The organism is Nonomuraea sp. IBHARD001 (assembly GCF_056106265.1).
Window position 1 is genome coordinate 4,263,785 of record NZ_JBWBBW010000002.1, and the last position, 23,852, is coordinate 4,287,636.

Here is a 23,852-nt window from a genome sequence, read left to right on the forward strand (position 1 = left end):
TGGGACCGGGTCTATCGGGAGTTGCTGGTGGAGTTGGCGGGGGCGCGAAGCGAGCGGCGGGTGGCGGGGGAGGCGGCTCGACGGTTGGAGGCTTCGTGGCTGGGGGCGGGGTCAGGGGCAGAGGCAGGGGAGGGGAGCGGGGCGGACGTGGTCGGGGCGGAGGGGGAGGTGGTGGAGGGGGCTTTTGTGGCTGGGGATGCCTCTGTGGCTGGGGGTGCTACAGGGGTGGTGGAGCTGCCTGTGTCCTCTGAGACGGTTGTTGGGTCGGCCTTGTCTACTGACACGCCTGTGTCCTCTGGCACGCCTGTGCCTCCCCTGTCACTCACGCCTCCCCAGCACCTCCCACCCCCCATCGACCAAGCGACATCCCACGCGAAAACCGCCCTGGCCACCCTCGTCACCCAGCAATGGCGAGTGGAGGCGGCATTGCGGGCGCTGGGCGATCCCGACCCGATTCCCGTGCGCTGGAGGACGACCGGCGACGAGCGGCTGATGGACCACCCGGACAACCTCACCCCCGCCACCACCCACCTGACCGCGTCCAGCGCCGACGTCGCCGCGCTGGCCGTACGGCTGCGGGCGATGCGGCGCAGGCGGCTGGTGATACTCGGCGGGCCGGGCACGGGCAAGACGACGCTGGCCGTACAGCTGCTGCTGGAGTTGCTGGCCACGCGGCGGGGGCACGAGGACGAGCCGGTGCCGGTGCTGCTGCCGGTGGCCGACTGGGACACCGCGCGCTTCCCACTGGTGCAGGACTGGCTGGCGGCGAGGCTGGCGCAGGACTACCCGGCGTTGCGCGCCACGGCGCTGGGGGCGGGAGCCGCGGCGGCGCTGGCGGGGGGCGGGCATGTGCTGCCGGTCCTGGACGGACTGGACGAACTGCCCGTCCAGGCCAGGGCCGCCGCCGTCACGGCGCTCAACCGCTCGCTCACCGCGACCGACCAGGTCGTCGTGACCAGCCGTACCGGCGACTACCGCAACGCCGTCGACAGCGCCGGGGACGTGCTCACCTCGGCGGTCGTCATCGAGCCCGACGCCCTGGACCCGGCCGCGGCCGCCGCGTACCTGCGCCGCTGCCTGCCGGCGAGGCCGGGCCCGGTGTGGGAACGCGTCCTGGACGGCCTGACCGGCGAAGAGCCGGGCGCGGTCGCGGGGGTGGCGGCCACGCCGCTGGGGTTGTGGTTGCTGCGCGCGGTGTACGTCGCGCCGGGCGCCGATCCGGCCGGCCTGCTGGACGCCGTGCGCTTCCCGGGCGCGGCCGAGTTGCGCGCGCATCTGTTCGACCGGCTGGTCGAGGCGCTGATCGACAGCCGTCCGCCCAGCGCGCGTCCGGGTGACGTGTTCCGGCCCCGGCGACGCCACGACCCGGCCCGGATGCGTCAGGTGCTCGGCTTCTTCGCCTGCCACCTCACCCATCCCCGCAATCCGGACGGCACCCCCCGTACCCGCGACCTGGCCTGGTGGCGGCTGGCCGCGCAGACGCGGGCGCTCAGCCGTACGGTACGGCTCGCGCTGGCGGCCGTCATCGCGCTTACGGTCACGGTGTTCTCGACGCTCACGACCGGGGTGACCGGGTCGATGCTGGGCAACGGGGTGGCCTACGGGCTGGCGTTCGGGGTGGGGGCGGGGCTGGTGGTGGCGTTCGGGGCGCGCCGGTGGGCGGGGCAGGCGCCGGGTTTCGCCGATCTGCGGCTGCGCGGGAGGCGCTTCAGGCCGGAGTTCAGGCCACTGCCCGCACTGCTGCTCGGCCTCCTCGCCTGCCTGGTGATGCTGGTCATGATGTGGTTCACGGTCGGCCCCGGCCTCGTCACCCTGGCCGCGGTGCTGGTGTCGGGCCTGGCGGTCGGCCTGGCGTACGGCTTCGCCACCGGGTTCGCGGCGTGGGCCGAGTCGCCCTCTCCCGACGGCCGGGCCAGTACGCCGCCGACGAGCTGGCGGGCCGATCGCACGCTGAACCTGGTACGCGCCGCGACCGTGGGCGGCACCGCCGCGCTGACGACGGGCCTGGCGGCCGGGTTCGCGGCGGGCATGAGCGACTCGGCGGCGTTCGGGTGGGCGGTCGGGCTGTCGTACGCGCTCACGTTCGGGCTGGGCGCGGGGCTGGCCGCCGGGCGGCATCACGCGTGGATGGCGTACACGGTGGCGAGTGTTCGTCTCGCCACGGCCGGGCGGCTGCCGTTCGGGGTGATGGCGTACCTCGACGACGCCCATCGTCTCGGGTTGTTGCGTGCGGTGGGTCCGATCTACCAGTTCCGTCATGCCGAGCTGCAGGACCGGCTGGCGGCCGGGCTCGACTCCGGAGGGTCTTGACGGGTGTGCGCGCGGGCTGCACTTCGTGTTCGACGCCGGCCTGCACTCGCAAGGGTTGAGGCTGGGCTCGCCGGCCGACCTGGTCGGGGCGGCGGGCGACCTGCGTGAGGCGCTGCTGGCCGTACGGGAGCTGCTGGCTGTTCTCGCGGCACACGGCGTCGACCTGCGGCGTCACCGGGCCGGTGTGCTGGTCCTGCGCGCTCCGGCCTGGCTGACGGCCGCGGTGCTCGCCCGGGTGCTCACGCATTTCGCCCCGGCGCGCGTGAACTTCGGGGCGCACCGCGACCCGCAGGCGCGCGAGCCGCGCGCGATCTGCCGCGACACCTTGGCGGAGGCGCACCGGCTGGGGGGCGCGGTTCCCCGTCTGGAGGCGGCGCGACCGCTCTTCGCCCGCGAGGCGACAGGCTGAGCGGGTCGCTTCCGCCTGGCCGCCAGGTCTGCGGCACCCTCGGCGGGCAGCCGTGCGCGCCGGTGTCCTCCATGCGACACTGCCTGGCCTCATAGTGGGTTGTGGCCATGTTCGGCGGATCATAGCGTCGTCGGGTGCCGATGATTGTGTTGTGTCTTGTCCAGTTCATGCTCGTGCTCGACGACACCGTCGTGAACGTTGCGCTGCCCAGCATCCGCGATGAGCTGGGGTTCAGCGCGTCCGGGTTGCCGTGGGTGGTCAACGCCTACTTCCTGGCCTTCGGCGGGTTGCTGTTGCTGTGCGGCCGGTTGGCGGACCTGCTGGGGCGCCGCCGGGTCTTCCTGGTCGGGGTGGCGCTGTTCGGGGTGGCCAGCCTGGCCTGCGGGCTCGCCCAGGAGCCGTGGCAGTTGGTGACCGGGCGGTTCGTCCAGGGGGCGGGGTCGGCGATGGCCGGACCGGCCGCGATGTCGATGATCACGCTGCTGTATCCGGGGCCGGGGGAGCGGGCCAGGGCGCTGGGCATCTGGGGCGGCATCGCGGCCCTGGGCGGGACCTCGGGCCTGGTGCTGTCGGGGGCGCTGACCGACCTGGTGTCCTGGCGGGGGATCTTCCTGATCAACCTGCCCGTCGTCGCCGCGGCTCTGGTGCTGATGCCGCGCCTGGTCCCCGAGTCGCGCGCTCCCGGGCGGCGCCGCCTCGACGTTCCCGGCGCGGCCCTGGTCACCGGCGCCGCGGTGTCCCTGGTGTACGGGCTGCTGCGGGCCGGGGAGAGCGGCTGGGGCGATCCGCTCGCCGTCGGCGCCGTCGTGCTCTTCGCCGTCCTGGCGGCGGCGTTCCCGGTGGCCGAGTCGCGGGCGGCGGCGCCGCTGGTGCCCCGCTCGTTCCTGGCCTCGCGGACGCGGGCGGTCGCCAACGGTGCGACGCTGCTGTTCTCGATGGCGATGTACGCGATGGCGTTCCTGCTGATGATCCAGGTACAGACCGTTCTGGGCTACAGCCCGCTTGTGGCCGGCCTCGCCTGTCTGCCCTACGGCGCCGGCATCCTGGCGGGCATGTGGCTGTCGTCGCGCCTCTCGCTCAGGATCGGGACGCGCTGGGCGCTCCTGCTGGCCTTCGGGGTCAACATCGCCGGCCTGCTGCTGCTGTCCGGTGTGGCGGCGGGCGACTCCTACGCCGCCCATGTGCTGCCCGGCATGCTGATCCTGAGCGTGGGCAACGGGCTGAGCCTGCCCGTCCTGGCCGTGGCGGCGGTCGACGGCACCACGGAGGAGGACGCCGGACTCGGGTCGGCGCTGTTCACCTCCGTCCAGCAGATCGGCGGGGCGGTCGGGGTGGCCGCGCTGGCCGTCATGGGCTACGCGGGCGGGCTGACGGCGGGCGCGGTCTGCGTGGCGCTCGGCGCCGTGCTCGTCGTCGTGCTGCTGCCCTCGCGTCCCAGGCGCGCCGACCCGCAGCCGCTCCCCGGCGAGGCGCGGTGAAGCGAACGCCATCGCCCTGAGGACATACGCTCGACTCCATGATCGAAGCCGCCGACTCCATGATCGAGGCCGTCGACACCGTCGTCCCGCCCTCGGTCGGCGTGATCGTCGTCGGGCACTTCGCGCTGTCGTCGGGCCAGTGGATCTCCCCGCACAGCCACACCCACCACCAGCTGGCCTGGACGCGCAGCGGCGTCCTCAGCGTCGCCGTGGACGACGCGTACTGGATCCTGCCCCCCACCCGGGCCCTGTGGCTGCCGGCCGGAGTCGTGCACCGGACCGGCGCCACCCGCGACGCGCCGCTGTGCAGCCTCTACTTCGATCCGGCGCGCTGCGCGCTGGACTGGACGGAGCCCACCGCGGTCGGCGTCGACGGGCTGCTGGCCCATCTGATCGGCTATCTCGCCCGCGGCGACCTCGCCGACGACGCCCGGCTGCGGGCCGAGGCCGTCGTGCTCGACCTGCTGCACCCGCTGCCGGCCCTGCCCATCGATGTTCCGCTTCCCGTGGACGAGCGTGTACGCGCCGTGGCCGACGCCCTGCTCGCCGACCCCGCCGACTCGCGCAGCCTCGATGCCCATGCGCGCCGCATCGGGGTGAGCAGGCGTACCCTGACGCGGTTGTTCGTCCGTGACACGGGGGTGAGCTTCGACCGCTGGCGCACGCACATGCGTCTGCGCGCCGCCCTGCCTCTCCTCGCCGAGGGCCGGCCGGTGTCGCAGGTGGCCCACACGGTGGGGTACGCCACTCCCAGCGCTTTCCTGGCGGCCTTCCGCCGGACCGTCGGCACCTCGCCCGGGCGCTACCTCGACAGCGCATCGAGCGAAAACGCCTATGGGGGAGACTGGGGCGGTGACGATCGACGGCGGGGGCGGGCGGCCTCCTGTGAGTAGTCCTTCCATCATCGTGCTGACGCTGGCGCGGCGGGTGGAGGCGGAGCTGGCGCAGGCGCTGGCGGGGCTGGAGCTGACGGTCGGCAGGCTGGGGCTGCTGGGGCACATCGCGGGGGTGCCGGGGGTGTCGTTCAGCGATCTGGCCAGGATGTCGGGGATCAGTGTGCAGAGCGCGCACGCGGCGGTGAAGGTGCTGGCGAGTGCGGGGCTGGTCCGCGACAACACGGCCAGGGCGGGGTCGGCCTCGGCGATCGCCCTGACGCCCGAGGGCGAGGACCTGCTGCGGCGGGCGCGGCAGCAGGTGGCGGCCGTGGACGAGCGCCTGTTCGGCGCCGATGCCGATCCGATCCTGCGTCAGGTGGGCGACACGATCCGCTCGGCGTTCTCCGAACCTTATTGATCTACTTTGTAAAGGCGCTCCCGGCGATACAAGATCACCAAACAGCATGAAGGACTGAAGACGTTCTTCAAGAAGCGGGCGGGCCCAGCTCGGTGGCGATGGCGAGGATCTCGTCGGTGAGGCCGGCCAGCAGGCGCAGGCGGTCGAGGTCGAGTCGCTCCATGATGCGGCGGTACTGGCTGGTGCCGGAGTCGGTGATCTCCTCGACGAGGGTGCGCCCCTGCTGGCTGAGCTCGACGCGGCGGATGCGCCGGTCGTGACTGTCCTCCCTGCGTACGGCCAGGCCGTGGGCGACGAGGCGGTCGACCAGGCCGGTGACGGTGCCGAGGCCGACGCCGAGGTGGTGGGCCAGGTCCTGGCCCGATGCCGAGCCCATGAAGGCCAGCAGCATGACGACGTGCAGCTGGCGCATGGTGAGGTTGGAGCTGAACAGGGGTGAGGATCGGTCCTGGGCAAAGATGCGGCCCAGGCCGCGCTGGGTTTCGCTGATCTTCTGGATCAGGGCTTCGCGTTCGTCGCTCACACTCACCTCTCGCTTCCTGAGAAGGTTATCAGGATTCCATCGCTCGGCTAAATATTCGTCATGAGCGAAGTGTTAGGCTGAAGCGAAACCTTTGGTCTCCCCTTCGTGAGGATTCGATGACCGCACTGGCCAGGTTGAGCCTTGCCAACCGCAGCCTCGTCATACTGGTCGCGCTGGTGATCACGGCGTTCGGCGCGCTTGCCATTCCGGGGCTCAAGCAGCAGCTTCTTCCATCTCTTTCGTTCCCGGGCGCCTTCGTGGTGGCGCCCTATCCCGGCGCCTCCCCCGAGATCGTCGAGGATCAGGTCACCAAGCCGATCGAGGACAGTTTCGCCGGGATCGCCGGGGTGGAGAAGGTCACCTCCTCCTCCAAGGAGGGCATGGCGCAGATCCAGGTGGCGTTCGCGTACGGCACCGACATCGAGGCCTCGCTGGGCAAGATGCAGCAGGCGGTGAGCCGGATCGCGCCCAGGCTGCCGCAGGGCGTGGACCCGCAGGTGGTGGCGGGCAACACCGACGACATCCCGGTGCTGGTGCTGGCGGTGGGCGACGGCGGTGACGAGCGGGCGATGGCCGACAAGCTCGACCGGATCATGATCCCGGAGTTGCAGGCGATCGAGGGGGTGCGCGAGGCGGCGGTGACCGGCACGCGCGAGGAGACGGTGGTCATCACCCCCGATCTGAAGAAGATGGCGCTCAAGGGCCTGTCCCCCGCGCAGATCCCCGAGGTGCTGCGCGCGAACGGCACGCCGATCCCGGCGGGCACGCTGACCGACGCGGGTAAGTCGCTGACGGTGCAGGTGGGTTCGCGGGTGGAGTCGCTGCAGGAGATCAAGGACCTGTATCTGATGCCGGCCGTACCCGCCCAGGCCCAGGCTCCGGTGCAGGGGCGTCAGGTGCCGCCGGGTGCCGCCGGGCAGGTGCGGGCGTTGCCGAAGCCGAAGCCGGTACGGCTGGGCGAGGTGGCGCAGGTGCGTCAGGAGCTGGCGGCGGCGAGCACGCTGACGCGCACGGACGGTAAGCCGAGCCTGGGTGTGTCGGTGACGATGACGCCTGATGGCAATGCGGTGGCGATCTCGCACGCGGTGAACGAGAAGTTGCCCGAGTTGACGCGTGCGCTGGGTGATTCGTCGGAGTCGGCGGTGAGTGTGGTCTTCGATCAGGCGCCGTATGTGGAGCGTTCGATCGAGGATCTGACGACGGAGGGTTTGCTGGGGCTGGCGTTCGCGGTGCTGGTCATCCTGGTGTTCCTGTTGTCGGTGCGTTCGACGTTGGTGACGGCGGTGTCGATCCCGTTGTCGGTGGTGATCGCGTTGATCGCGTTGTGGGTGGGCGATTATTCGCTGAACATGCTGACGCTGGGCGCGTTGACGATCGCGGTGGGCCGGGTGGTGGACGACTCGATCGTGGTGCTGGAGAACATCAAGCGTCATCTGGAGTACGGCGAGCCGAAGCGCACGGCGATCGTGGCGGCGGTGCGTGAGGTGTCGGGTGCGGTGACGGCGTCGACGTTGACGACGGTGGCGGTGTTCGCGCCGATCGCGATCGTGGGCGGCATGGTGGGTGAGTTGTTCGCGCCGTTCGCGGTGACGGTGGCGGTGGCGTTGCTGGCGTCGTTGCTGGTGTCGCTGACGGTGGTGCCGGTGCTGGCGTTCTGGTTCTTGAAGGCGCCGGTGTTGTCGCCGCAGGAGGCCGAGCGGGTGCGGGCGGAGGCGGAGGCGAAGGAGCGGCGTTCGTGGTTGCAGCGGGCGTATCTGCCGGTGTTGCGGTTCGCGACGCGGCGGCGGTTGGTGACGTTGCTGGTGGGTGTGGTGGTGTTCGTGGCCACGATGGGGCTGGCGGGCCGGTTGGAGACGAACTTCCTCGACTCTTCCGGGCAGAACACGGTGTCGATGACGCAGCGTCTGCCGGTGGGCACGGATCTGGCGACGTCGGATGCGGCGGCCAAGCGGGTGGAGGGGGTGCTGGCCGGGTTCGGCGATGTGGAGTCGTACCAGGTGACGGTCGGTGGTGGTAATCAGATGCAGGGCGGGGTCGGTGGGAGTGCCGATCGGGTGTCGTGGTCGTTGACGGTGGCCGATGGGGTGGACACGCCTGCGCTGGAGGAGCGGTTGCGTCAGCGGATCGGGGCGTTGGCGGATGTGGGTGAGGTGACGGTCGGTGGTGGTGGCGGTGGTGGTGGTTTCGCCTCTGATGCGATCGAGGTGATCGTGAAGGCGCCTGATGCGGCGGCGTTGGAGACGGCGGCGGAGACGGTGCGCGCGACGGTGGCGGGTGTGCCGGGGTTGCGTGATGTGTCGTCGAATCTGGAGGCGAGTGCGCCGCGTGTGCAGGTGGCGGTGGATCGGGAGAAGGCGGCTGCGGCGGGGTTGTCGGAGGCGCAGATCGGTCAGTCGGTGGCGCAGGCGTTCCGTGGTGCGCCGTTGGGTCAGGTGACGGTGGAGGGCCGGGCTTCTGATCTGGTGTTGCGCACGGGTGATGCTCCGGTGGATGTGGAGCAGGTGCGGGATCTGGAGTTGCTGACGGCTGCGGGTCCGGTGGAGTTGCGTGATGTGGCGAAGGTGTCGGAGGTGGAGGGGCCGACGCAGGTGACGCGGATCGATGGTGAGCGTACGGCGACGGTGTCGGCGAAGGCGTCGGGCAGTGATCTGGGCAGTGTGACGTCGGCGTTGACGGCGAAGCTGGACGGGTTGGCGTTGGCGGCGGGTGCGTCGTTCGAGATCGGTGGTGTTTCGGCTGATCAGGCGGAGGCGTTCTCGGATCTGGGGTTGGCGATGCTGGCGGCTGTCGCGATCGTGTTCATGATCATGGTGGCGACGTTCCGTAGTTTCGTGCAGCCGTTGATCTTGCTGGTGTCGGTGCCGTTCGCGGCGACGGGTGCGATCGGGTTGTTGCTGGCGACGGGTACTCCGCTGGGGGTGCCTGCGTTGATCGGCATGTTGATGCTGATCGGCATCGTGGTGACGAATGCGATCGTGCTGATCGATCTGGTCAATCAGTATCGGGCGTCGGGCATGGGTGTGGTGGAGGCGGTGCTGGAGGGTGGCCGTCAGCGGTTGCGTCCGATCCTGATGACGGCGGTGGCGACGATCTGCGCGTTGACGCCGATGGCGTTGGGTGTGACGGGGTCGGGCGGGTTCATCTCGCAGCCGCTGGCGATCGTGGTGATCGGTGGTCTGGTGTCGTCGACGGCGTTGACGCTGGTGTTGGTGCCGACGTTGTATGTGCTGGTCGAGCGGGCCAAGGAGCGGATGGGGCGTAGGTTCGGCCCGGCTTCGAAGGCTGAGGAGAGGGTGTTGCAGGAGGCGTCGGTCTGAGGTGTGGTGTCGTGGGGCCGGTGGCGTTGTGGCGTCGCCGGCCCTTCGGCTGTGTGTGTGGGGGGGCGGTGCGGGGGTCAGTGGGGCGGGCCGTGGCGTGTGGTCAGGCCGCCTCGGATGATGCCGGCGCTGTCGCGCAGGGTGGGGGTGTGTCGGCCTGGTGGTGCGCATTCGAGGATGGTGGCCAGGAGTTCGTCCTGGCGGGTGCGGCGGTGGCGGGGCGGGTAGGCGCGCAGGAGCCGGCGGCAGCGGTGTTCGTAGGCCGGTGGGTAATGGGGGTCATCCTGTCCGGGGGGTGATGCGCGGGGTGGTGAGGCGTTGGCGTGCTCGTGCGGTCAGGGCGGTGAGGCGTTCGGTTTCGGTGTTGAGCGCGTGGTGGCCGGGTGCGGTGAGGCGGTAGTAGCGGCGGAGGCGGCTGTCGACGATTTCTTCGTGGTCGAGGTCGACGAGGCCGTCGGCGCTGAGGCGGTCGAGTGCTCCGTAGAGGGTGCCTGGGCCGAGTTTGACGCGTTCGTCGGACAGGTGGCGTACGGCGGTGATGATGGCGTAGCCGTAGAGGGGTTCGGGGGTGAGGGCGAGGAGGATGAGGTAGGTCTGTTCGCGCAGGGGTGGTGATGCCATGCCCTACATATATCGTTGTGCGATATATGTCGCGAGGTGGACTATGGGGTGGTCCAGGGGGTGGCGTCGGCGATGGTGGTGGCGAGGGTGTCGAGGGCGTGGTTGTAGCCGGTGTCGAGGTCGGCGATGTGGTCTGCGGCCTGCGGGGTGGTGTCGGTGAGGCGCAGGTGCAGGTCGAGGTCGGTGCCCCAGGGGGTGGGCAGGAGGGTGAGGTCGTGGTGTGCGGTGAAGGCGGGTGCGCCGCCCGGCAGGTGGTGGGTGAGGCGGTAGGTGAGGCGTTCGCCGTTGCGGGCGTGCTCGACGGCGCCTTCGGCCGTGTCGTGTGCGATGCGCCCGCCGGGGCGTGCCTCGAAGAGCAGGTCGCCGGAGCTGGGCGCCCACCAGCGGGCCAGCAGCGGCGCCTCGGTGAGGTGGCGCCAGATGAGGGCGGGGTGCCCGGCCAGGCAGCGGTGGAAGGTGAGGGTGCGGCCGTCGGCCCAGCCGTGCTCGGGCCCGAGCGGCTCTTCGGGTGAGTCGGCGTGGGGCTCGCCGCGGTCGGCGAGTTCGGTGAGGGTCTGGGCGAGGGCGCGCAGGGGGCCGGGTGCGAGGGCGTAGAGGTGCAGGGTGCCGCTGCGCCGGGAGGTGAGCAGTCCGGCCCGCCGCATGGCCTGCAGGTGCTTGGTCGTCTGGGGCTGGCGGGCGCCCGCCAGCCTGGCCAGGACGCCGACGGGGCGGGGCCGGTCGGCCAGCAGGGTGAGCAGGTGCCAGCGGGCGGGGTCGGCGAGCGCGGCCAGGACTTCCTCCATGATCACGAGTATTCGTGGCTGCGAATATTCGCGTCAAGGAATACACGCCGGGGCGGAGCCATGGGCTTGTCCGCAGGCGTTATAGGCTGGGGCAACGTGACGTCCAAGCCGCGTATCCCCAATGTCCTTGCCGCCCGCTACGCCTCCGCCGAGCTGGCTTCGCTGTGGTCCCCCGAGTCGAAGGTGATCGCCGAGCGCCGCCTGTGGCTGGCCGTGCTGCGGGCGCAGGAGCGGCTGGGTGTGGCCGTGCCGGAGGGTGCGGTGGCCGACTACGAGAAGGTCGTGGAGCGGGTCGACCTGGCCTCGATCGCCGAGCGTGAGCGGGTGAGCCGCCACGATGTGAAGGCGCGGATCGAGGAGTTCAACGCGCTGGCCGGGCACGAGCAGGTGCACAAGGGTATGACCTCGCGCGACCTGACGGAGAACGTCGAGCAGTTGCAGGTGCGCGACAGCCTGCTGCTGGTGCGTGATCGCACGGTGGCGTTGCTGGCGCGGCTGGCGGAGCTGGCGGTGCGTTACGAGGGCCTGGTGATGGCGGGGCGTTCGCACAATGTGGCGGCGCAGGCCACGACGCTGGGCAAGAGGTTCGCCTCGGCGGCCGATGAGCTGCTGGTGGCGTTCGGCCGGTTGGAGGAGCTGCTGGCCCGTTACCCGTTGCGCGGGATCAAGGGCCCGGTGGGCACCGCCCAGGACATGCTGGACCTGCTGGGGGGCGATGCGGGCAGGCTGTCGGAGCTGGAGGACGAGGTGGCGGCCTTCCTCGGTTTCGAGCGGCGGCTGAGCAGTGTGGGGCAGGTGTATCCGCGTTCGCTGGACTTCGAGGTGCTGACGGCGCTGGTGCAGCTGGCGGCGGCGCCGTCGTCGCTGGCCAGGACGATCCGGCTGATGGCCGGGCACGAGCTGGTGACCGAGGGGTTCGCGCCGGGCCAGGTGGGGTCGTCGGCGATGCCGCACAAGATGAACACGCGTTCGTGCGAGCGGGTCAACGGCCTGGCGGTCATCCTGCGCGGGTACGCCTCGATGACGGGGGAGCTGGCGGGCGATCAGTGGAACGAGGGGGATGTGTCGTGTTCGGTGGTGCGCCGGGTGGCGTTGCCGGATGCGTTCTTCGCCTTCGACGGGCTGGTGGAGACGATGCTGACGGTGCTGGCCGAGTTCGGCGCCTTCCCGGCGGTCGTCGGCGCCGAGCTGGAGCGGTATCTGCCGTTCCTGGGCACGACGAAGATGCTGATGGCGGCGGTGCGGGCCGGGGTGGGCCGGGAGAGCGCGCATGAGCTGATCAAGGAGCACGCGGTGGCGGCGGCGCTGGCGATGCGTGAGCGCGGTACGGACAACGACGTGCTGGAGCGCCTGGCCGCCGACGAGCGTTTCCCGCTGGGTCTTGCGGAGCTGCGGGAGCTGCTGGCCGATCGGCTGGCTTTCACCGGGGCGGCGTCGGAGCAGGTGCGCGCGGTGGCCGAGCGCGTCGGCGAGGTGGTCGCCGCCTACCCGGGCGCGGCCGGGTACGCGCCTGGCGACATCCTGTAGGCGCTCACACCGTCGCGGTCGCGGTTCGGCGGGCGAGCTGGCGGCGTTCGAACCACAGGGAGGTGAACGGCGGCACCGCGCACGCCAGGCCGAGTGCCACGGTGGCGGGCCGCCAGCCTTCGGCGCGTGCGGCCACCAGCACCCCCGCCACGTACAGGACGAACAGGGCGCCGTGGATGGGGCCGAAGATCTTCACGCCGAGGTCGCCGGTCGCGGTGACGTACTTGAAGAACATGCCCACCAGCAGTCCGGCCCAGGAGCAGGCTTCGGCGATGGCGACGGCGCGGAACAGGCGGAGCGGGGTGGGCACGGGGGCTGCCTTTCACGGCGACAACAGCGGGAGCGGGGTTTCGGCTGGAGGAAAACCAGCATATGGGCGGTGGTGGCCGCCCGTGGATCCGGGCCGGGCGAAAACCGGGTGAGGTTGCGCAGGCCGTCAGGCACAGTGGACAGCGTGATGACCGGATTTGTTCCTGGAATTGAGCTTTCGCGTTCCTTTTATGCCGAGGTCGTGGCGCCCGCCGCCGCGCCCTGCCCGCACAGCGCCGCCCTCGTCGGGCCCGGCTCGGAGGTGCAGGCGTATGACACCGAGCGTTCGGCCGACCACGACTGGGGGCCGAGGGTGCTGCTGTTCACCACCCCGCAGCGCGCCCAGGAGCTGAGGGAGCGGGTCACGGCCGCGCTGCCCGGCTCCTTCCGCGGCTACCCCACCGTCTTCCCCCAGCGCGGGGCCAGCGCGCCGGGTGTGCGCGTGGGCGTGCTGGGCGAGTGGCTGCAGGAGCGCCTGGGGTTCGACCCGCGTGCGGGGATGACGACGCGGCGGTGGTTGTCGGCGCCCTGGCAGAGCCTGGCGGAGGTGACGGGCGGCGAGGTCTTCCACGACGGGCTCGGCGAGCTCGGCGAGGTCAGGAAGGCGCTGGCGTGGTACCCGGCCGACGTGTGGAGGTACGTGCTGGCCTGCCAGTGGCAGAAGGTCGCCCAGCAGGAGGCCTTCCCCGGCCGGTGCGCCGAGGTGGGCGACGAGCTGGGCTCGACGGTGGTGGCGGCCGGGCTGGCGCGTGAGCTGATGCGGCTGGCGCTGCTGATGCGCCGCCGCTACCCGCCGTACGCCAAATGGCTGGGCAGCGCGCTGGCCAGAGTGCCGGGTTCGGCCGAGCTGGCGGCGGCGCTGACACAGGTGGGCGCGGCCCGCTGCTGGCCGGAGCGGGAGCGCGCGCTGTGCGCGGCGTATGAGCGGGTGGCGGCGCTGCAGAACAGGATGGCGCTGGCCGCCCCGCAACCGGCGAAGGTGGGCCCGTACTTCGAGCGGCCCTTCCAGGTGATCGGCGGCGGCCGTTTCGCCGCGGCGCTGCGTGCGGCGATCACCGACGAGCAGGTCGCGGCGCTGGGCCCGGCCGGGTGCGTGGACCAGATCAGCGACAGCGTCGAGGTCCTGACCAGCCCGCACCTGGCGGCGGCGGTGACGCAGGCGGCTCTGGCGCTGTGAGATGAGCGCTGTGAGATGAGCGGTGCGGCGGTGCGGGGGAGCGTCGGGGGGCGGGCGGGCGGCATGCTGGTGGGGTGAGTGATGCGATGTTGGTGCCCATCGGGCGTTTCGCCGAGCTGGGGCGTCTGAGTGTGAAGCAGCTGCGGCACTACGCCGAGTTGGGGCTGCTGGTCCCGGCGCATGTGGACGAGGCGTCCGGTTACCGCTACTACCGGCCCGAGCAGGCGCGGCAGGCTTTGGCGATCGGGCTGCTGCGCTCGATGGACGTGCCGCTGGCGGTGATCGGGCAGGTGCTGGAGGACGGGGTGGGCGCCCTGGAGGGCGTACGCGAGCGGCTGGAGGCCGAGCTGGCGCGCCGCCGCCGCACGCTGGGGGTGCTGGAGCAGGTGCTGGCCGCCGGGCTGCCGTCGGCGCAGGTGCGGCTGGTACGGGTGGAGGCCGAGCGGGCGCTGATCGCCTCGGGGGTGGCGGCCGACAGCTCGGGCATCGCCGAGGTGACGTCGGCGTGTGTGGCCGCGCTGATGCCGGTGGCGGCGCAGGCCGGGCAGGTGCGGCTGGTGGGGTTGTTCCCGCTGCTGCTGGGTGCGCCGGTCGAGGTGCGGGTCGCGGCGCTGGGCGTTGCCGGGGACGCGGCCGCGGAGGGGCTGGTGGCCGGTGAGCTGCCCGGCGGGTTGTTCGCCGCCGCCTGCCACGTGGGCCCGTACGAGCACGTGCAGCTGACCGCGCACGCGCTGCTGGCCTGGTGCGCCGAGCAGGGCAGGGCGGTGCGCGGCCCGATCAGGGAGGTGTACGTGTCCGACCCGGCGACCACGCCAGCAGCCGAGCTGCGCACCGATCTGATGGTGGCGGTCGGCTGAACGCGGCGGCGCCGCGGGGTGTCGTGCGGCCTGAGGCCACGGGCCGGGCGCCCCTCTGATCGGCCGCCCGGTGAGCCCCTCCCGCGCTGCGCGATGGCGGCCGCCCCTCGCGCGGCCTTCGCCGCCCGACGCCGACGGCGACATCCAGCGCGGCCTTGAGCGCCCCTCCCGCGCTGAGGGCCTTCGCCGCCTGCCGGCGCACCCCGCGCGTACTGCGTGCGGGTGAGGGCGGGGATCACTCGCGGGCGTGACGCGCCGGGCGGCCTCGCGCGCCGACGATGGGCGCATGACGATCTCTGTGATGTGGCGGGCGGTCGGGTGTGCCGTCTCGGCCGTGGCTCTGGCCTTCGGGACCGGCCTGACGCCGGTGTGGTGGTGTGCGTGGGTGGCGGTGCTGCCGCTGCTGGTCGCGGTGAACGGGATGCGGCCCCGGTGGGCGGCGCTCGCCGGGGCGGCGGCGTGGCTGGGCGGGCAGACGCCCCTGTGGGGGTACTACGCGGGCACGCTGGAGATGCCGCTCGGCGTGGTCGCGGCGCTCATCGTGGGCACGTCGGTGCTGTTCGGCGGCGCGGTGGCGCTGTATGCGGCGGTGGCGGGGCGCGGCAGGCCGGTCCTGGCGGCGCTGGGGCTGGCCTCGGCGTGGACGGCGGTGGAGTTCGGGGTGTCGATGGCGTTGCCGCACGGCGCCTGGTGGTCGATGGCCTACTCCCAGGCCGAGACGCCCGTGGTGGTGCAGCTGGTGTCGGCGACCGGCGTGTGGGGGGTGACGTTCGCGCTGCTGGCCGTACAGGGGCTGGTGGCCGCGCTGCCTGCCGCCGCCCGCCGGGTGGCGCCCGCGGGGGTGGCGGCGCTGGTGGTGGCGGTGGTCTGCGGGTACGGCGTGGCGCGCCTGGCCTCGGCGCCCGGCCTCGCGACGCCGGGGCCGGGCGCGGTGCGGGTGGCGATGCTGGCCACCGACACGCCCGGCGACACCGTCGAGGCGGGCAGTGGGCAGGGGGCGGACCTGCTGGAGCGCTACGCCGCCCAGCTGGGCCGGGTACGGGCGGACGTGGTGGTGCTGCCGGAGAAGACGTTCGCCGCAGGGGGCAGGGCGCTACGCGGACTGGACGCGCGGCTGGCGGCGCTGGCGGGGGCGGGCCGGATGACGATCGTCGCGGGCGTCACCGTGCGCCAGGGGGATCGCGCCACCAACAGCGCCCTGGCCTACCCGCCCGGCGGCGGCGCGCCCGTACGCTACGACAAGCAGCACCTGATTCCCGGCCTTGAGCAGGAGTTGTCGCCCGGCGACGGGCAGGCGTTCGTGGCCGACGGGCGCGGCCGGTGGGCGATCGCGGTGTGCAAGGACCTGGACTTCCCCGCCCTGGTGCGCGCCTACCGGGCCGCGGGGGCCGATGTGGTGTTCGCCCCCGCCTGGGACTTTCCCGGCGACGCATGGATCCACAGCAGGGTCGCCCTGGTCCGGGGTGTGGAGAACGCCATGACCGTGGTGCGCGCCCCGCGCGCCGGGACGCTGCTGGCCAGCGACCCCTACGGGCGGGTGCTGGCCGAGCGGGCCACCGGCCCGGCGTTCGCGCTGGCGCAGGCCACGCTGCCGCCCGCCCAGCCGGCCACCCTCTACAGCGTGTGGGGCGAGTGGCTAGGCTGGGCGGCCCTGGCCCTGCTGGTGGTGTGCTCGCTCATCGGGCTGCGCGGGCCGGCGGGCGGCAAGGGGGCCGGACATGAGCCAACCTGTGAGTCAACCGTGGCAAGCCGTGACACAAGCGGTTGAACGGTTGCGCGCCCGGATCCCGCAACGCGTCGGCGACCTGCTGCTGGGCGGCGCCGTGACGGCCGCGACCGTCGTGCCCGCCCTGCTGCCCGCGCCCGGCTCGTGGTGGGTGCCGGCCCTGGCGGTGTGCTCGTCGGCGCCGATGATCTGGCGCAGGCGCGCCCCGGTGGCGCTGTCGCTGCTGACCGGCCTGGCGATGACGGCCATGGTGGTGTGGGAGAAGCCGTACCTGCCGTGGGGGCCGCTGCTGGGCGTCTACACCGTCGCCGCGCTCAGCCGCCCCGCGGTGCGCCTGGCCGTGGTGCCGCTCATCGGGGCCGCGGTGTGGGTGTCGCTGGCGTTGCCGCAGGAGGATGAGGAGGTCTACCGGATGGTCGCCACCGCGTTCGTGGCCGCGTGGGCGCTGGGCACCGGCGCCCGCGCCAGGGCGGCGGGCCGCGCCGAACACGCCGAGCGTGACCGCCGCCTGGAGCAGGAACGCCAGGCCGCCGCCGCCCGCGAACGCACCCGCATCGCACGCGACGTGCACGACGTGCTCACCCACTCGGTGGGGCTGATGGTGGTGCAGGCCGAGGCCGGGGCCGCCGTCGCGGGCGGCGAGCGGGCGCGCGCGGCGTTCGAGACCGTCGCCGACACCGGCCGCGGCGCCCTGAGCCAGCTGCGCGGCCTGCTGACCACGCTGCGCGAGCCCGGCCAGACGCCCGGCGAGCCCCGCCCCGGCCTGGCCTGGCTGCCCGACCTGGTGAGGCTCACCCGCCGCTCCGGCCTGCGGGTGCACCTCACCATGCCCGACGGCGCGCACACCCGCCTGCCGGCCGAGACGGACGTGGCCGCCTACCGCATCGTGCAGGAGGCGCTGACGAATGTCGTACGGCACGCGGGCGCGAGCACCGCACGGGTGAGCCTCGTCCTGGACGAGAGCGCCCTGCACGTCACGGTGTCCGACGACGGCACAGGAGCGGGCGCAAGCGGCGGCGGGACAGGCGGGCACGGCCTGACCGGGATGCGGGAGCGGGCGCAGGCGTGCGGCGGCGTGCTCAGCACCACCTCCGGCGGGCCGGGCGGCGGGTTCACCGTACGGGCGCGGCTGCCTTTGGCGGGCGCGGAGGTGGGCGGGTGAGCATCCGGGTGCTGATCGCCGACGACCAGGACCTGTTCAGGGCCGCCTTCACCATGATCCTCGCGGCGCAGGAGGGCATCGAGGTGGTGGGCGAGGCCGCCGACGGCGAGCAGGCGATCGCCCAGGCCGAGGCGCTGGCCCCCGATGTGGTGCTCATGGACGTGCAGATGCCCGGCATGGGCGGCATCGAGGCCACCGCGGCGATCTGCGCCCGCACCAGGGCCAGGGTGCTGGTGCTGACGATGTTCGACCTGGACGCCTACGTGTACGAGGCGTTGCGGGCCGGGGCGAGCGCGTTCCTGCTGAAGGACATCCGCCGCCAGGAGCTGGCCGAGGCGGTGCGCGTGGTGGCGTCGGGGGAGGCGCTGCTGGCTCCCACCGTCACCCGCCGCCTGGTCGAGACCCTGGTCCGGCGTCCGGCGGGCGGGGTGGCGCCGTTGCTGGCCGGGCGGCTGGCGGTGCTGACCGGGCGCGAGCGCCAGGCGCTGCGGCTGATGGCGCGCGGCCTGTCCAACACCGAACTGGCCGCCGAGCTGGTCGTCAGCGAGAACACCGCCAAGACGCACGTCAGCCGGGTGCTGGCCAAGCTGGGGCTGCGCGACCGGGTGCAGGCGGTGGTGTTCGCCTACGAGTGCGGCCTGGTCGTGCCCGGCGAGTGAGCGTGAGGCGGGCCGCTGCGGGAGAACACCGCCACCTGGCTCACCCCGGCGCGGGCACGCTGAGGGCCAGCACCGCCGCGTCGTCGTCCAGCGCCGTGCCGAACGAGGCCAGCAGGTCGCCCACCGCCGCCACCGCGCACGCCGCCGACGTCGGCGCCAGCGACGCCGCGAACGCCAGCAGCGCCGCCTCCCCGAACAGCCGCCCGGGCCCGGAGCCGGTGCGGGCCTCGGTCAGCCCGTCGGTGTAGAGCATGAGTGTCTGCCCGGGGCCCAGGCGCAGCGTGCGGGCGCTGAAACGGGCCTTGGGCAGCACACCGATGAGCATGCCGCCGGGTGTGGCCTGGAAGGCGGCGCCGTCGGCGGTGATGAGCACCGCGGGCGGGTGCCCGCCGGAGGCCAGGGTCACGCTGAAGGCGCCGCCGTCGCCCTCGGGGGCCAGCACCCCGAACACGGCCGTGCAGTAACGCGGGTCACGGCCGTGGAACTCCTGGTACAGCACCGTGTTGAGGGTGTTCAGCACCGCCAGCGGGTCGCCGTCGTGCACGGCGGCGGCCCGCAGCGTGTAGCGCACCAGCGAGGTGACGATCGCCGCGCGCGCCCCTTTGCCGCACACGTCGCCGAGGAAGAACGCCCACCGGGAGCCGCCCAGCGGGAACAGGTCGTAGAAGTCGCCGCCGACCTCGTCGCGGGAGGCGGTGTGGTAGCGGGCGGCGGCGCGCAGGCCAGGCACCTGCGGCAGCGACGGCGGCAGCAGGCTGGCCTGCAAGGTGGTGACCAGGCGTTGCAGGCGTTCGCGTTCGGTGTCGGCCTGCTGGCGGGCGTGCAGGAGTTCGCGCTCGTAGGCGCGGCGGTCGCGGGCGTCGACGACGGTGGTGCGGATCAGCAGGGGGCGGCCGGAGTCGTCGTGCCTGACGACGGAGGTCAGCAGCACCGGCAGCCGCCTGCCGCCCGCGGTGCGCAGCTCCAGGGCGACGGTGTCGATGTGGCCCTGGATGGCCAGCAGCGGCGCGTAGTGCGTCTCGTGGTAGATCCGGCCGCCGACGGTCAGCAGGTCCGACAGGGTACGCACGCCGAGCACCTGGTCGCGTTCGTAGCCGAGCCAGCCGAGCAACGTGGCGTTGATCTTGGCGATGCGGCCGTCGGGAAGCGTCGACAGGTAGCCGCACGGGGCGTTCTCGTAAAGGTCTTCGGCGCTCTGCTCAAGGTCGGGGACGCTCACGTGCGGCCTGCTCAGCGGGCACCGGCAAACGCCGCGATGGCCGCCAGGGTGGCTTCGGGCGCGCTGAGCTGGGGGCAGTGGCCGGTGGCCGGCAACGTCTGCAGGCGGCTGCCGGGGATGGCCGCATGGACGAACGCGCCGACCTCGGGCGGTGCGATGACGTCGTCGGCGCAGTCGAGCACCAGGGTGGGCACCCGCACCTTCGGCAGGTCGGCCCGGTTGTCGGACAGGAACGTCAGGCGGCCGAAATGGCGGGCGATGACCGGGTCGGTACGGCAGAAGCTGCTGGTCAGCTCCTGGGCGAGGCCGGGCCGGTCGGGGTTGCCCATGATGAGCGGCGCCATCGTCGCCGACCAGCCCAGGTAGTTGCTGTCCATCGCCTGCAGCAACTCCTCCACGTCGCCAGCGCTGAAGCCGCCCCGGTAGCCGGTGGCCGGGTCGTCGAGGTAGCAGGGCGAGGGCGTCAGCAGGACGAGCCTGGCGAAACGGGCGGGTTCGCGCACGGCGGCCAGGACGGCGATGGAGGCGCTGACGGAGTGCCCGACGAGCGTCACCTGCCGCAGGTCGTGCTCGGCGCAGATGCGCAGGATGTCGCCGGCGTAGGCGTCGAGGGTGGCGTAGCCGTCGGCGCTCCACGCCGACAGGTCCGAACGGCCCGCCCCCGTGTGGTCGAACAACACCAGGCGGAAGTCGCGGGCGAGCGCCGGGGCGACGAGACGCCACATGTTCTGGTCGCAGCCGAACCCGTGCGCGAGCATCATCACGGGGGCGTGCGGGGGGCCGGTGAGAACGACGTTGTTCCGGACGGCGTTGCCCGGGGCGGGGGCGTTGTGGTTGACGACGCTGTTCGTGGCGCCTGCGTTCATGCCTGCCATCCTGCCAGCCGCGCCGCGCCCGCACGATTGCCACGGCGATTGTCACCGGCGACGTTTGCCCCGGTGCGGATGGGTAGAGGGGGAGACGTCCCACCCACTACACCAGGGAGTTCGGCCTATGACTGAGTACTGGACCTACCGCGAGGGCGTCGGCGCCGAGACGGGCGTCAGCCTGGTCGGCTACGACGTCGAAGCCGTCGACGGCAAGATCGGATCGGTCGACGAGGAGAGCGACGCGGCGGGGGACAGCTACATCGTCGTCGACACCGGGTTCTGGATCTTCGGCAAGAAGGTGGTCCTGCCCGCCTCGACCATCACCCAGATCGACCCGCAGAACAAGAAGGTCTTCCTGGCCAGGACCAAGGATGAGATCAAGGAGGCGCCGGAGTTCGACGAGAGCACCTACCGCGAGCCCGGCTACCGTCAGCAGGTGGGCGACTACTACGGCCGCTACCCGCACCAGCCCTGATCTTCGGGCTAGGCCGCAGGGGCCCTTTCCGGTGCTGTCACCGGGGAGGGCCCCTGCGGCGTTGCGGGGGTGTTGTGGGGGTGTTGTGGGGGTGTGGCCGCCTGTGGCGCAGTGCGTGAGGGCTCGGCCGAAGCGGCGCGTTCGTGAGGGCCGGGCTCGTACGGGTCAGGTGGGGGCAGGTCGTCGTGGAGCCGGGAGCTCCTTCGGCTGTCCTGCGCGGGCGCGGGTCAGGTCAGGGTGAGGATGCGGGGGCCGTCGTCGGTGATGGCGACCGTGTGCTCGGCGTGGGTGGCGCGCTCGCCGCTGCGGCTGCGCAGTGTCCAGCCGTCGGGGTCGGTGACGTAGCGGCCGTCGCCTCCGGCCACGAACATCGGCTCGATGGCCAGCACCAGCCCCGCCCGCAGCCGTAGCCCCCTGCCCGCACGGCCGTGGTTGGGCACGTGCGGGTCCTCGTGCATGGCCCGGCCGATGCCGTGCCCGCCGAACCCGTCGGGGATGCCGCACCCGGCCTCGGCCGCCACCGCCGCGATCGCCGCCCCGATGTCGCCCATGCGCGCCCCGGGCACCGCGACGGCCACCGCCGCCGCCAGCGCCCGCTCACCGGCCTGCACCAGCGCCTGGTCGGCGGGGTCGGCCCGCCCGATCGTGAAGCTGATGGCCGCGTCGCCCGTCCAGCCGCCCAGGTGCGCGCCGCAGTCGACGCTCAGCAGGTCGCCCTCGCGCAGCCGGTAGGGGCCGGGGATGCCGTGCACGATGGCGTCGTTGACCGACGCGCAGATGACGGCGGGGAACGGCGTGGGCGCGAACCCCGGATGGTAGTGCAGGAACGCGGGCCTGGCCCCGGCGTCCTTCAGTACGGCGGCGGCGACGGCGTCCAGCTCCAGCAGGCTGACCCCGACGGCCGCCGCGTCCCGTACGGCGGCGAGCGCACGGCCGACCACCTGACCCGCCGCGCGCATCGCCTCGATCTCGGAAGGCGTCTTCATCTCAACCATAGGCGATAACTATACCGGTATTTGTATCCCGGTCGGTAGGATGTGTTCATGGTTCGCACCCCGTTGACACCCGAAGAACGCCTGCGCGGCCTGCGCCTGGGCGAACTGCTGCGCCACGCCAGAGCCGAACGCAGCATCGTCGAGGTCGCCGCAGCCGCAGGCATGTCCGCCGAAACCCTGCGCAAGATCGAGACCGGCCGCATCCCCATGCCCGCCTTCTTCACCGTCGCCGCCCTGGCCGCCGTCCTGGACGTCTCCCTCGACGACCTCACCTCCCGCCTGGCCCCCGTACGCACATGAACCCGCACCCGCCCGCGTGAAACCCGCCCGCCGCGCCCGCCGCGTGAACCCGTTTGCCGCCCCCGAGCCCGCTGGGGTAGCGTGACGGCCACGCCCACGGCGGCCCGCCACGGCCGCCGGCGACCGAGGAGGTGACACACCCATGACCGCTACCGCAGGCAGGGTGCTCTCCCCTCAAGGCCGATCGGCCGGCCGCCCCTAGGCGACCACGAGAGCGCCCCAGGCAACACCGGAAGGCGCCTCATGCTCCACCACACCACCACCCTCACCGCCGTCACGGCCACCCTGCGCGCCGCAGGCTGCGTCTTCGCCGAGGACGAGGCCGCCCTGCTGCACGCCACGGCCCGTACCCCGGCCGAACTCGACGACATGATCACCCGCCGCGTCGCAGGCCAGCCCCTGGAACACGTCCTGGGCTGGGCGCAGTTCCACGGCGCGCGCTACGCCGTCGAGCCCGGCGTGTTCGTGCCCAGGCGGCGCAGCGAACACCTCATCGCCCAGGCCGCGGCCCTGGCCGTACCCGGAGCCCTGCTGCTGGACCTGTGCTGCGGCACCGGCGCCATGGGAGCCGCCCTGGCGATCGCGCTCGGCGACGCCGAACTGCACGCCTGCGACATCGACCCCGCCGCCGTACGCTGCGCCCGGCGCAACCTCGCGCCCCTCGGCGCCCACGTCCACGAAGGCGACCTGTACGCGCCCCTGCCCCCGCACCTGCGCGGGCGCTTCGACGTCGTCATCGCCAGCGCGCCCTACGTTCCCACCCAGGCGATCGGCCTGCTGCCCGCCGAAGCGCGCGAGCACGAACCCCGCACCGCCCTGGACGGCGGCCCCGACGGCCTCGACGTCGTACGCCGCGTCATCGCCCAGGCGCCCGCCTGGCTGGTGCCCGGCGGCCACCTGCTGCTGGAGACGAGCCAGGACCAGGCCCCCCAGGTGGCCGCCCACGCCACCGCCGCCGGCCTGCCCGCCCGCATCAGCCACTGCGAGGACCTGTACGCCACCGTCGTCATCGCCGGAGGAACCGCCGGGGGAGCAGAGGATCCTGTGACGCCTGCGCCCCCAGCCGATTAGACGCGCTTAGACGCCCCTAGACACACCGAGAATCACTAGACGAGGCGTGTACGCCCCAGCCGCCAGGGGCGTACACGCTCGGACAACCCCGCCGAACGCACCGCGTGCAAGGACGCGGCCCCCGGTCACGGCTGCGCCAGCGCCAGCCGCAGCCCGAACGCCACCAGCACCATCCCCGTCACCCGGTCCACCGCCCGGCGCACCCCGGGCCGCCGCAGCCACCCGCCCACAGCCCCCGCCCCGAAGATCAGCAACGAGAACCACACCAGCCCCTCGGCGTTGTGCACCAGCGCCAGCAGCACCCCCGTCCCGAGCGCCGAATCCTGCGGCGCGATGAACTGCGGCAGCAACGCCACGTAGAACACGCCCACCTTCGGATTGAGCAGGTTCGTCAGCGCCCCCCGAGCCCACGCCCCCCACACCGTCTCGGCACGCTCACCCTCCTGGAGCTCCGGCGCGCCCGCCGCCCGCGCCCTGCGCAGCAGCGAGATCCCGAACCACACCATGTACGCGGCGCCCGCCCAGCGCAGCGCCGTGTAGGCCACCTGCGAGGCCGTCAGCAACGCCGACAGGCCCGCCGCCGCCGCGGCCCCCCACACCAGGACGCCGGTATTGACCCCCAGCGCCGTCGCGAACGCCACCCGCCTGCCCCCCACCAGCGCCGCCCGCAACACCAGCGCCGTGTCCAGCCCCGGCACCACGGTCAACACCCCGGCCACCACCGCGAACGACAACACATCAGTACTCATGCCGCACATTGTCCCCGCCCC

At 72.7% G+C, this 23,852-nt stretch carries 23 protein-coding genes; 15 read left to right on the forward strand and 8 right to left on the reverse strand.

Annotation, left to right across the window (positions count from 1 at the left end; genetic code table 11):
• The first annotated feature begins 414 nt into the window (after positions 1-414).
• From ACTWNK_RS21470 to ACTWNK_RS21490, 5 genes are all read left to right on the forward strand, one after another.
• Complete coding sequence (locus ACTWNK_RS21470; RefSeq protein WP_474306192.1) at positions 415-2,310, forward strand: NACHT domain-containing protein; 1,896 nt, start codon at positions 415-417, stop codon at positions 2,308-2,310.
• A gap of 55 nt (positions 2,311-2,365) precedes the next feature.
• A complete protein-coding gene (locus ACTWNK_RS21475) occupies positions 2,366-2,719 on the forward strand; it encodes a hypothetical protein (RefSeq protein WP_474306193.1) in 354 nt (117 codons plus the stop codon).
• A 140-nt stretch (positions 2,720-2,859) separates the two neighbouring features.
• Entirely contained in the window at positions 2,860-4,197 is a 1,338-nt protein-coding gene (locus ACTWNK_RS21480; RefSeq protein WP_474310952.1) for an MFS transporter, read from the forward strand.
• A gap of 38 nt (positions 4,198-4,235) precedes the next feature.
• Positions 4,236-5,090 carry an AraC family transcriptional regulator gene (locus ACTWNK_RS21485; protein WP_474306194.1) on the forward strand — a complete coding sequence of 285 codons (855 nt, stop codon included), beginning with the start codon at positions 4,236-4,238 and terminating at the stop codon, positions 5,088-5,090.
• Positions 5,083-5,490 (forward strand): MarR family winged helix-turn-helix transcriptional regulator, encoded by a 408-nt coding sequence (locus ACTWNK_RS21490; RefSeq protein WP_474306195.1) that lies wholly within the window; start codon positions 5,083-5,085, stop codon positions 5,488-5,490. Before ACTWNK_RS21485 ends, ACTWNK_RS21490 begins: the two co-directional genes overlap by 8 nt.
• A 67-nt stretch (positions 5,491-5,557) precedes the next feature.
• On the opposite strand, the gene ACTWNK_RS21495 is transcribed toward ACTWNK_RS21490, so the two are convergent.
• Complete coding sequence (locus ACTWNK_RS21495; protein WP_474306196.1) at positions 5,558-6,013, reverse strand: MarR family winged helix-turn-helix transcriptional regulator; 456 nt, start codon at positions 6,011-6,013, stop codon at positions 5,558-5,560.
• Positions 6,014-6,129: 116 nt separating this feature from the next.
• Here ACTWNK_RS21495 and ACTWNK_RS21500 point away from each other — a divergent pair, with 116 nt between their 5' ends.
• The gene (locus tag ACTWNK_RS21500) at positions 6,130-9,330 is read left to right on the forward strand and encodes an efflux RND transporter permease subunit (protein WP_474306198.1); all 3,201 of its coding nucleotides are present in this window, start codon (positions 6,130-6,132) and stop codon (positions 9,328-9,330) included.
• A 279-nt stretch (positions 9,331-9,609) separates the two neighbouring features.
• Here ACTWNK_RS21500 and ACTWNK_RS21505 read toward each other — a convergent pair whose 3' ends face one another.
• Both ACTWNK_RS21505 and ACTWNK_RS21510 read right to left on the reverse strand, forming a co-directional pair.
• A complete protein-coding gene (locus ACTWNK_RS21505) occupies positions 9,610-9,951 on the reverse strand; it encodes a PadR family transcriptional regulator (RefSeq protein ID WP_474306200.1) in 342 nt (113 codons plus the stop codon).
• 41 nt (positions 9,952-9,992) lie between these two features.
• Entirely contained in the window at positions 9,993-10,736 is a 744-nt protein-coding gene (locus ACTWNK_RS21510) for a metalloregulator ArsR/SmtB family transcription factor (protein WP_474306201.1), read from the reverse strand.
• Between the two features lie 96 nt (positions 10,737-10,832).
• Between ACTWNK_RS21510 and purB the strand changes: the two genes are divergently transcribed.
• Positions 10,833-12,263, forward strand: a complete 1,431-nt coding sequence (purB, locus tag ACTWNK_RS21515) for an adenylosuccinate lyase (protein WP_474306203.1) — start codon at positions 10,833-10,835, stop codon at positions 12,261-12,263.
• A gap of 4 nt (positions 12,264-12,267) precedes the next feature.
• On the opposite strand, the gene ACTWNK_RS21520 is transcribed toward purB, so the two are convergent.
• The gene (locus ACTWNK_RS21520) at positions 12,268-12,573 is read right to left on the reverse strand and encodes a DUF3817 domain-containing protein (protein ID WP_474306205.1); all 306 of its coding nucleotides are present in this window, start codon (positions 12,571-12,573) and stop codon (positions 12,268-12,270) included.
• A gap of 147 nt (positions 12,574-12,720) precedes the next feature.
• Here ACTWNK_RS21520 and ACTWNK_RS21525 point away from each other — a divergent pair, with 147 nt between their 5' ends.
• The 5 genes from ACTWNK_RS21525 to ACTWNK_RS21545 all read left to right on the forward strand — a co-directional run bounded on the left by ACTWNK_RS21525 (position 12,721) and on the right by ACTWNK_RS21545 (position 18,153).
• Positions 12,721-13,749 (forward strand): DUF4037 domain-containing protein, encoded by a 1,029-nt coding sequence (locus ACTWNK_RS21525; RefSeq protein ID WP_474306207.1) that lies wholly within the window; start codon positions 12,721-12,723, stop codon positions 13,747-13,749.
• A 74-nt stretch (positions 13,750-13,823) separates the two neighbouring features.
• A complete protein-coding gene (locus ACTWNK_RS21530; protein WP_474306209.1) occupies positions 13,824-14,606 on the forward strand; it encodes a MerR family transcriptional regulator in 783 nt (260 codons plus the stop codon).
• Between the two features lie 286 nt (positions 14,607-14,892).
• A complete protein-coding gene (locus tag ACTWNK_RS21535) occupies positions 14,893-16,374 on the forward strand; it encodes a nitrilase-related carbon-nitrogen hydrolase (protein ID WP_474306211.1) in 1,482 nt (493 codons plus the stop codon).
• Positions 16,358-17,494 carry a sensor histidine kinase gene (locus tag ACTWNK_RS21540; protein ID WP_474306213.1) on the forward strand — a complete coding sequence of 379 codons (1,137 nt, stop codon included), beginning with the start codon at positions 16,358-16,360 and terminating at the stop codon, positions 17,492-17,494. The genes ACTWNK_RS21535 and ACTWNK_RS21540 overlap by 17 nt, the downstream gene beginning before the upstream one ends.
• Positions 17,491-18,153 carry a response regulator gene (locus ACTWNK_RS21545; protein WP_474306215.1) on the forward strand — a complete coding sequence of 221 codons (663 nt, stop codon included), beginning with the start codon at positions 17,491-17,493 and terminating at the stop codon, positions 18,151-18,153. The genes ACTWNK_RS21540 and ACTWNK_RS21545 overlap by 4 nt, the downstream gene beginning before the upstream one ends.
• Before the next feature lie 40 nt (positions 18,154-18,193).
• Here the strand turns inward: ACTWNK_RS21545 and ACTWNK_RS21550 are convergent, their stop codons facing one another.
• Together ACTWNK_RS21550 and ACTWNK_RS21555 are read right to left on the reverse strand one after the other, a co-directional pair.
• Complete coding sequence (locus ACTWNK_RS21550) at positions 18,194-19,372, reverse strand: PP2C family protein-serine/threonine phosphatase (RefSeq protein WP_474306217.1); 1,179 nt, start codon at positions 19,370-19,372, stop codon at positions 18,194-18,196.
• A gap of 11 nt (positions 19,373-19,383) precedes the next feature.
• Positions 19,384-20,238, reverse strand: coding sequence for an alpha/beta fold hydrolase (locus ACTWNK_RS21555; RefSeq protein WP_474306219.1), 855 nt, complete (start codon positions 20,236-20,238; stop codon positions 19,384-19,386).
• Between the two features lie 127 nt (positions 20,239-20,365).
• On the opposite strand from ACTWNK_RS21555, the gene ACTWNK_RS21560 reads away from it, so the two are divergent.
• The gene (locus ACTWNK_RS21560) at positions 20,366-20,716 is read left to right on the forward strand and encodes a PRC-barrel domain containing protein (protein WP_474306221.1); all 351 of its coding nucleotides are present in this window, start codon (positions 20,366-20,368) and stop codon (positions 20,714-20,716) included.
• A gap of 227 nt (positions 20,717-20,943) precedes the next feature.
• On the opposite strand, the gene map is transcribed toward ACTWNK_RS21560, so the two are convergent.
• Positions 20,944-21,711 carry a type I methionyl aminopeptidase gene (map, locus tag ACTWNK_RS21565; protein WP_474306223.1) on the reverse strand — a complete coding sequence of 256 codons (768 nt, stop codon included), beginning with the start codon at positions 21,709-21,711 and terminating at the stop codon, positions 20,944-20,946.
• Positions 21,712-21,759: 48 nt separating this feature from the next.
• Here map and ACTWNK_RS21570 point away from each other — a divergent pair, with 48 nt between their 5' ends.
• Both ACTWNK_RS21570 and ACTWNK_RS21575 read left to right on the forward strand, forming a co-directional pair.
• Positions 21,760-22,011: a helix-turn-helix domain-containing protein gene (locus ACTWNK_RS21570; protein ID WP_474306225.1), complete on the forward strand. Its 252-nt coding sequence runs from the start codon at positions 21,760-21,762 to the stop codon at positions 22,009-22,011.
• A 243-nt stretch (positions 22,012-22,254) separates the two neighbouring features.
• Complete coding sequence (locus ACTWNK_RS21575) at positions 22,255-23,082, forward strand: putative protein N(5)-glutamine methyltransferase (protein ID WP_474306227.1); 828 nt, start codon at positions 22,255-22,257, stop codon at positions 23,080-23,082.
• A gap of 125 nt (positions 23,083-23,207) precedes the next feature.
• On the opposite strand, the gene ACTWNK_RS21580 is transcribed toward ACTWNK_RS21575, so the two are convergent.
• Positions 23,208-23,831, reverse strand: coding sequence for a LysE family translocator (locus ACTWNK_RS21580; protein WP_474306229.1), 624 nt, complete (start codon positions 23,829-23,831; stop codon positions 23,208-23,210).
• Positions 23,832-23,852: the final 21 nt, after the last annotated feature.

What these genes read in the sequence shown, in the direction of transcription:
- ACTWNK_RS21570 (WP_474306225.1), top strand. Translation starts at nt 21,760, where the DNA reads ATGGTTCGCACCCCGTTGACACCCGAAGAACGCCTGCGCGGCCTGCGC.
- ACTWNK_RS21480 (WP_474310952.1), top strand. Translation starts at nt 2,860, where the DNA reads ATGATTGTGTTGTGTCTTGTCCAGTTCATGCTCGTGCTCGACGACACC.
- ACTWNK_RS21485 (WP_474306194.1), top strand. Translation starts at nt 4,236, where the DNA reads ATGATCGAAGCCGCCGACTCCATGATCGAGGCCGTCGACACCGTCGTC.
- ACTWNK_RS21505 (WP_474306200.1), bottom strand. Translation starts at nt 9,951, where the DNA reads ATGGCATCACCACCCCTGCGCGAACAGACCTACCTCATCCTCCTCGCC.
- ACTWNK_RS21525 (WP_474306207.1), top strand. Translation starts at nt 12,721, where the DNA reads ATGACCGGATTTGTTCCTGGAATTGAGCTTTCGCGTTCCTTTTATGCC.
- map (WP_474306223.1), bottom strand. Translation starts at nt 21,711, where the DNA reads ATGGTTGAGATGAAGACGCCTTCCGAGATCGAGGCGATGCGCGCGGCG.
- ACTWNK_RS21510 (WP_474306201.1), bottom strand. Translation starts at nt 10,736, where the DNA reads ATGGAGGAAGTCCTGGCCGCGCTCGCCGACCCCGCCCGCTGGCACCTG.
- ACTWNK_RS21575 (WP_474306227.1), top strand. Translation starts at nt 22,255, where the DNA reads ATGCTCCACCACACCACCACCCTCACCGCCGTCACGGCCACCCTGCGC.
- ACTWNK_RS21535 (WP_474306211.1), top strand. Translation starts at nt 14,893, where the DNA reads ATGACGATCTCTGTGATGTGGCGGGCGGTCGGGTGTGCCGTCTCGGCC.
- ACTWNK_RS21580 (WP_474306229.1), bottom strand. Translation starts at nt 23,831, where the DNA reads ATGAGTACTGATGTGTTGTCGTTCGCGGTGGTGGCCGGGGTGTTGACC.
- ACTWNK_RS21555 (WP_474306219.1), bottom strand. Translation starts at nt 20,238, where the DNA reads ATGAACGCAGGCGCCACGAACAGCGTCGTCAACCACAACGCCCCCGCC.
- ACTWNK_RS21500 (WP_474306198.1), top strand. Translation starts at nt 6,130, where the DNA reads ATGACCGCACTGGCCAGGTTGAGCCTTGCCAACCGCAGCCTCGTCATA.
- ACTWNK_RS21560 (WP_474306221.1), top strand. Translation starts at nt 20,366, where the DNA reads ATGACTGAGTACTGGACCTACCGCGAGGGCGTCGGCGCCGAGACGGGC.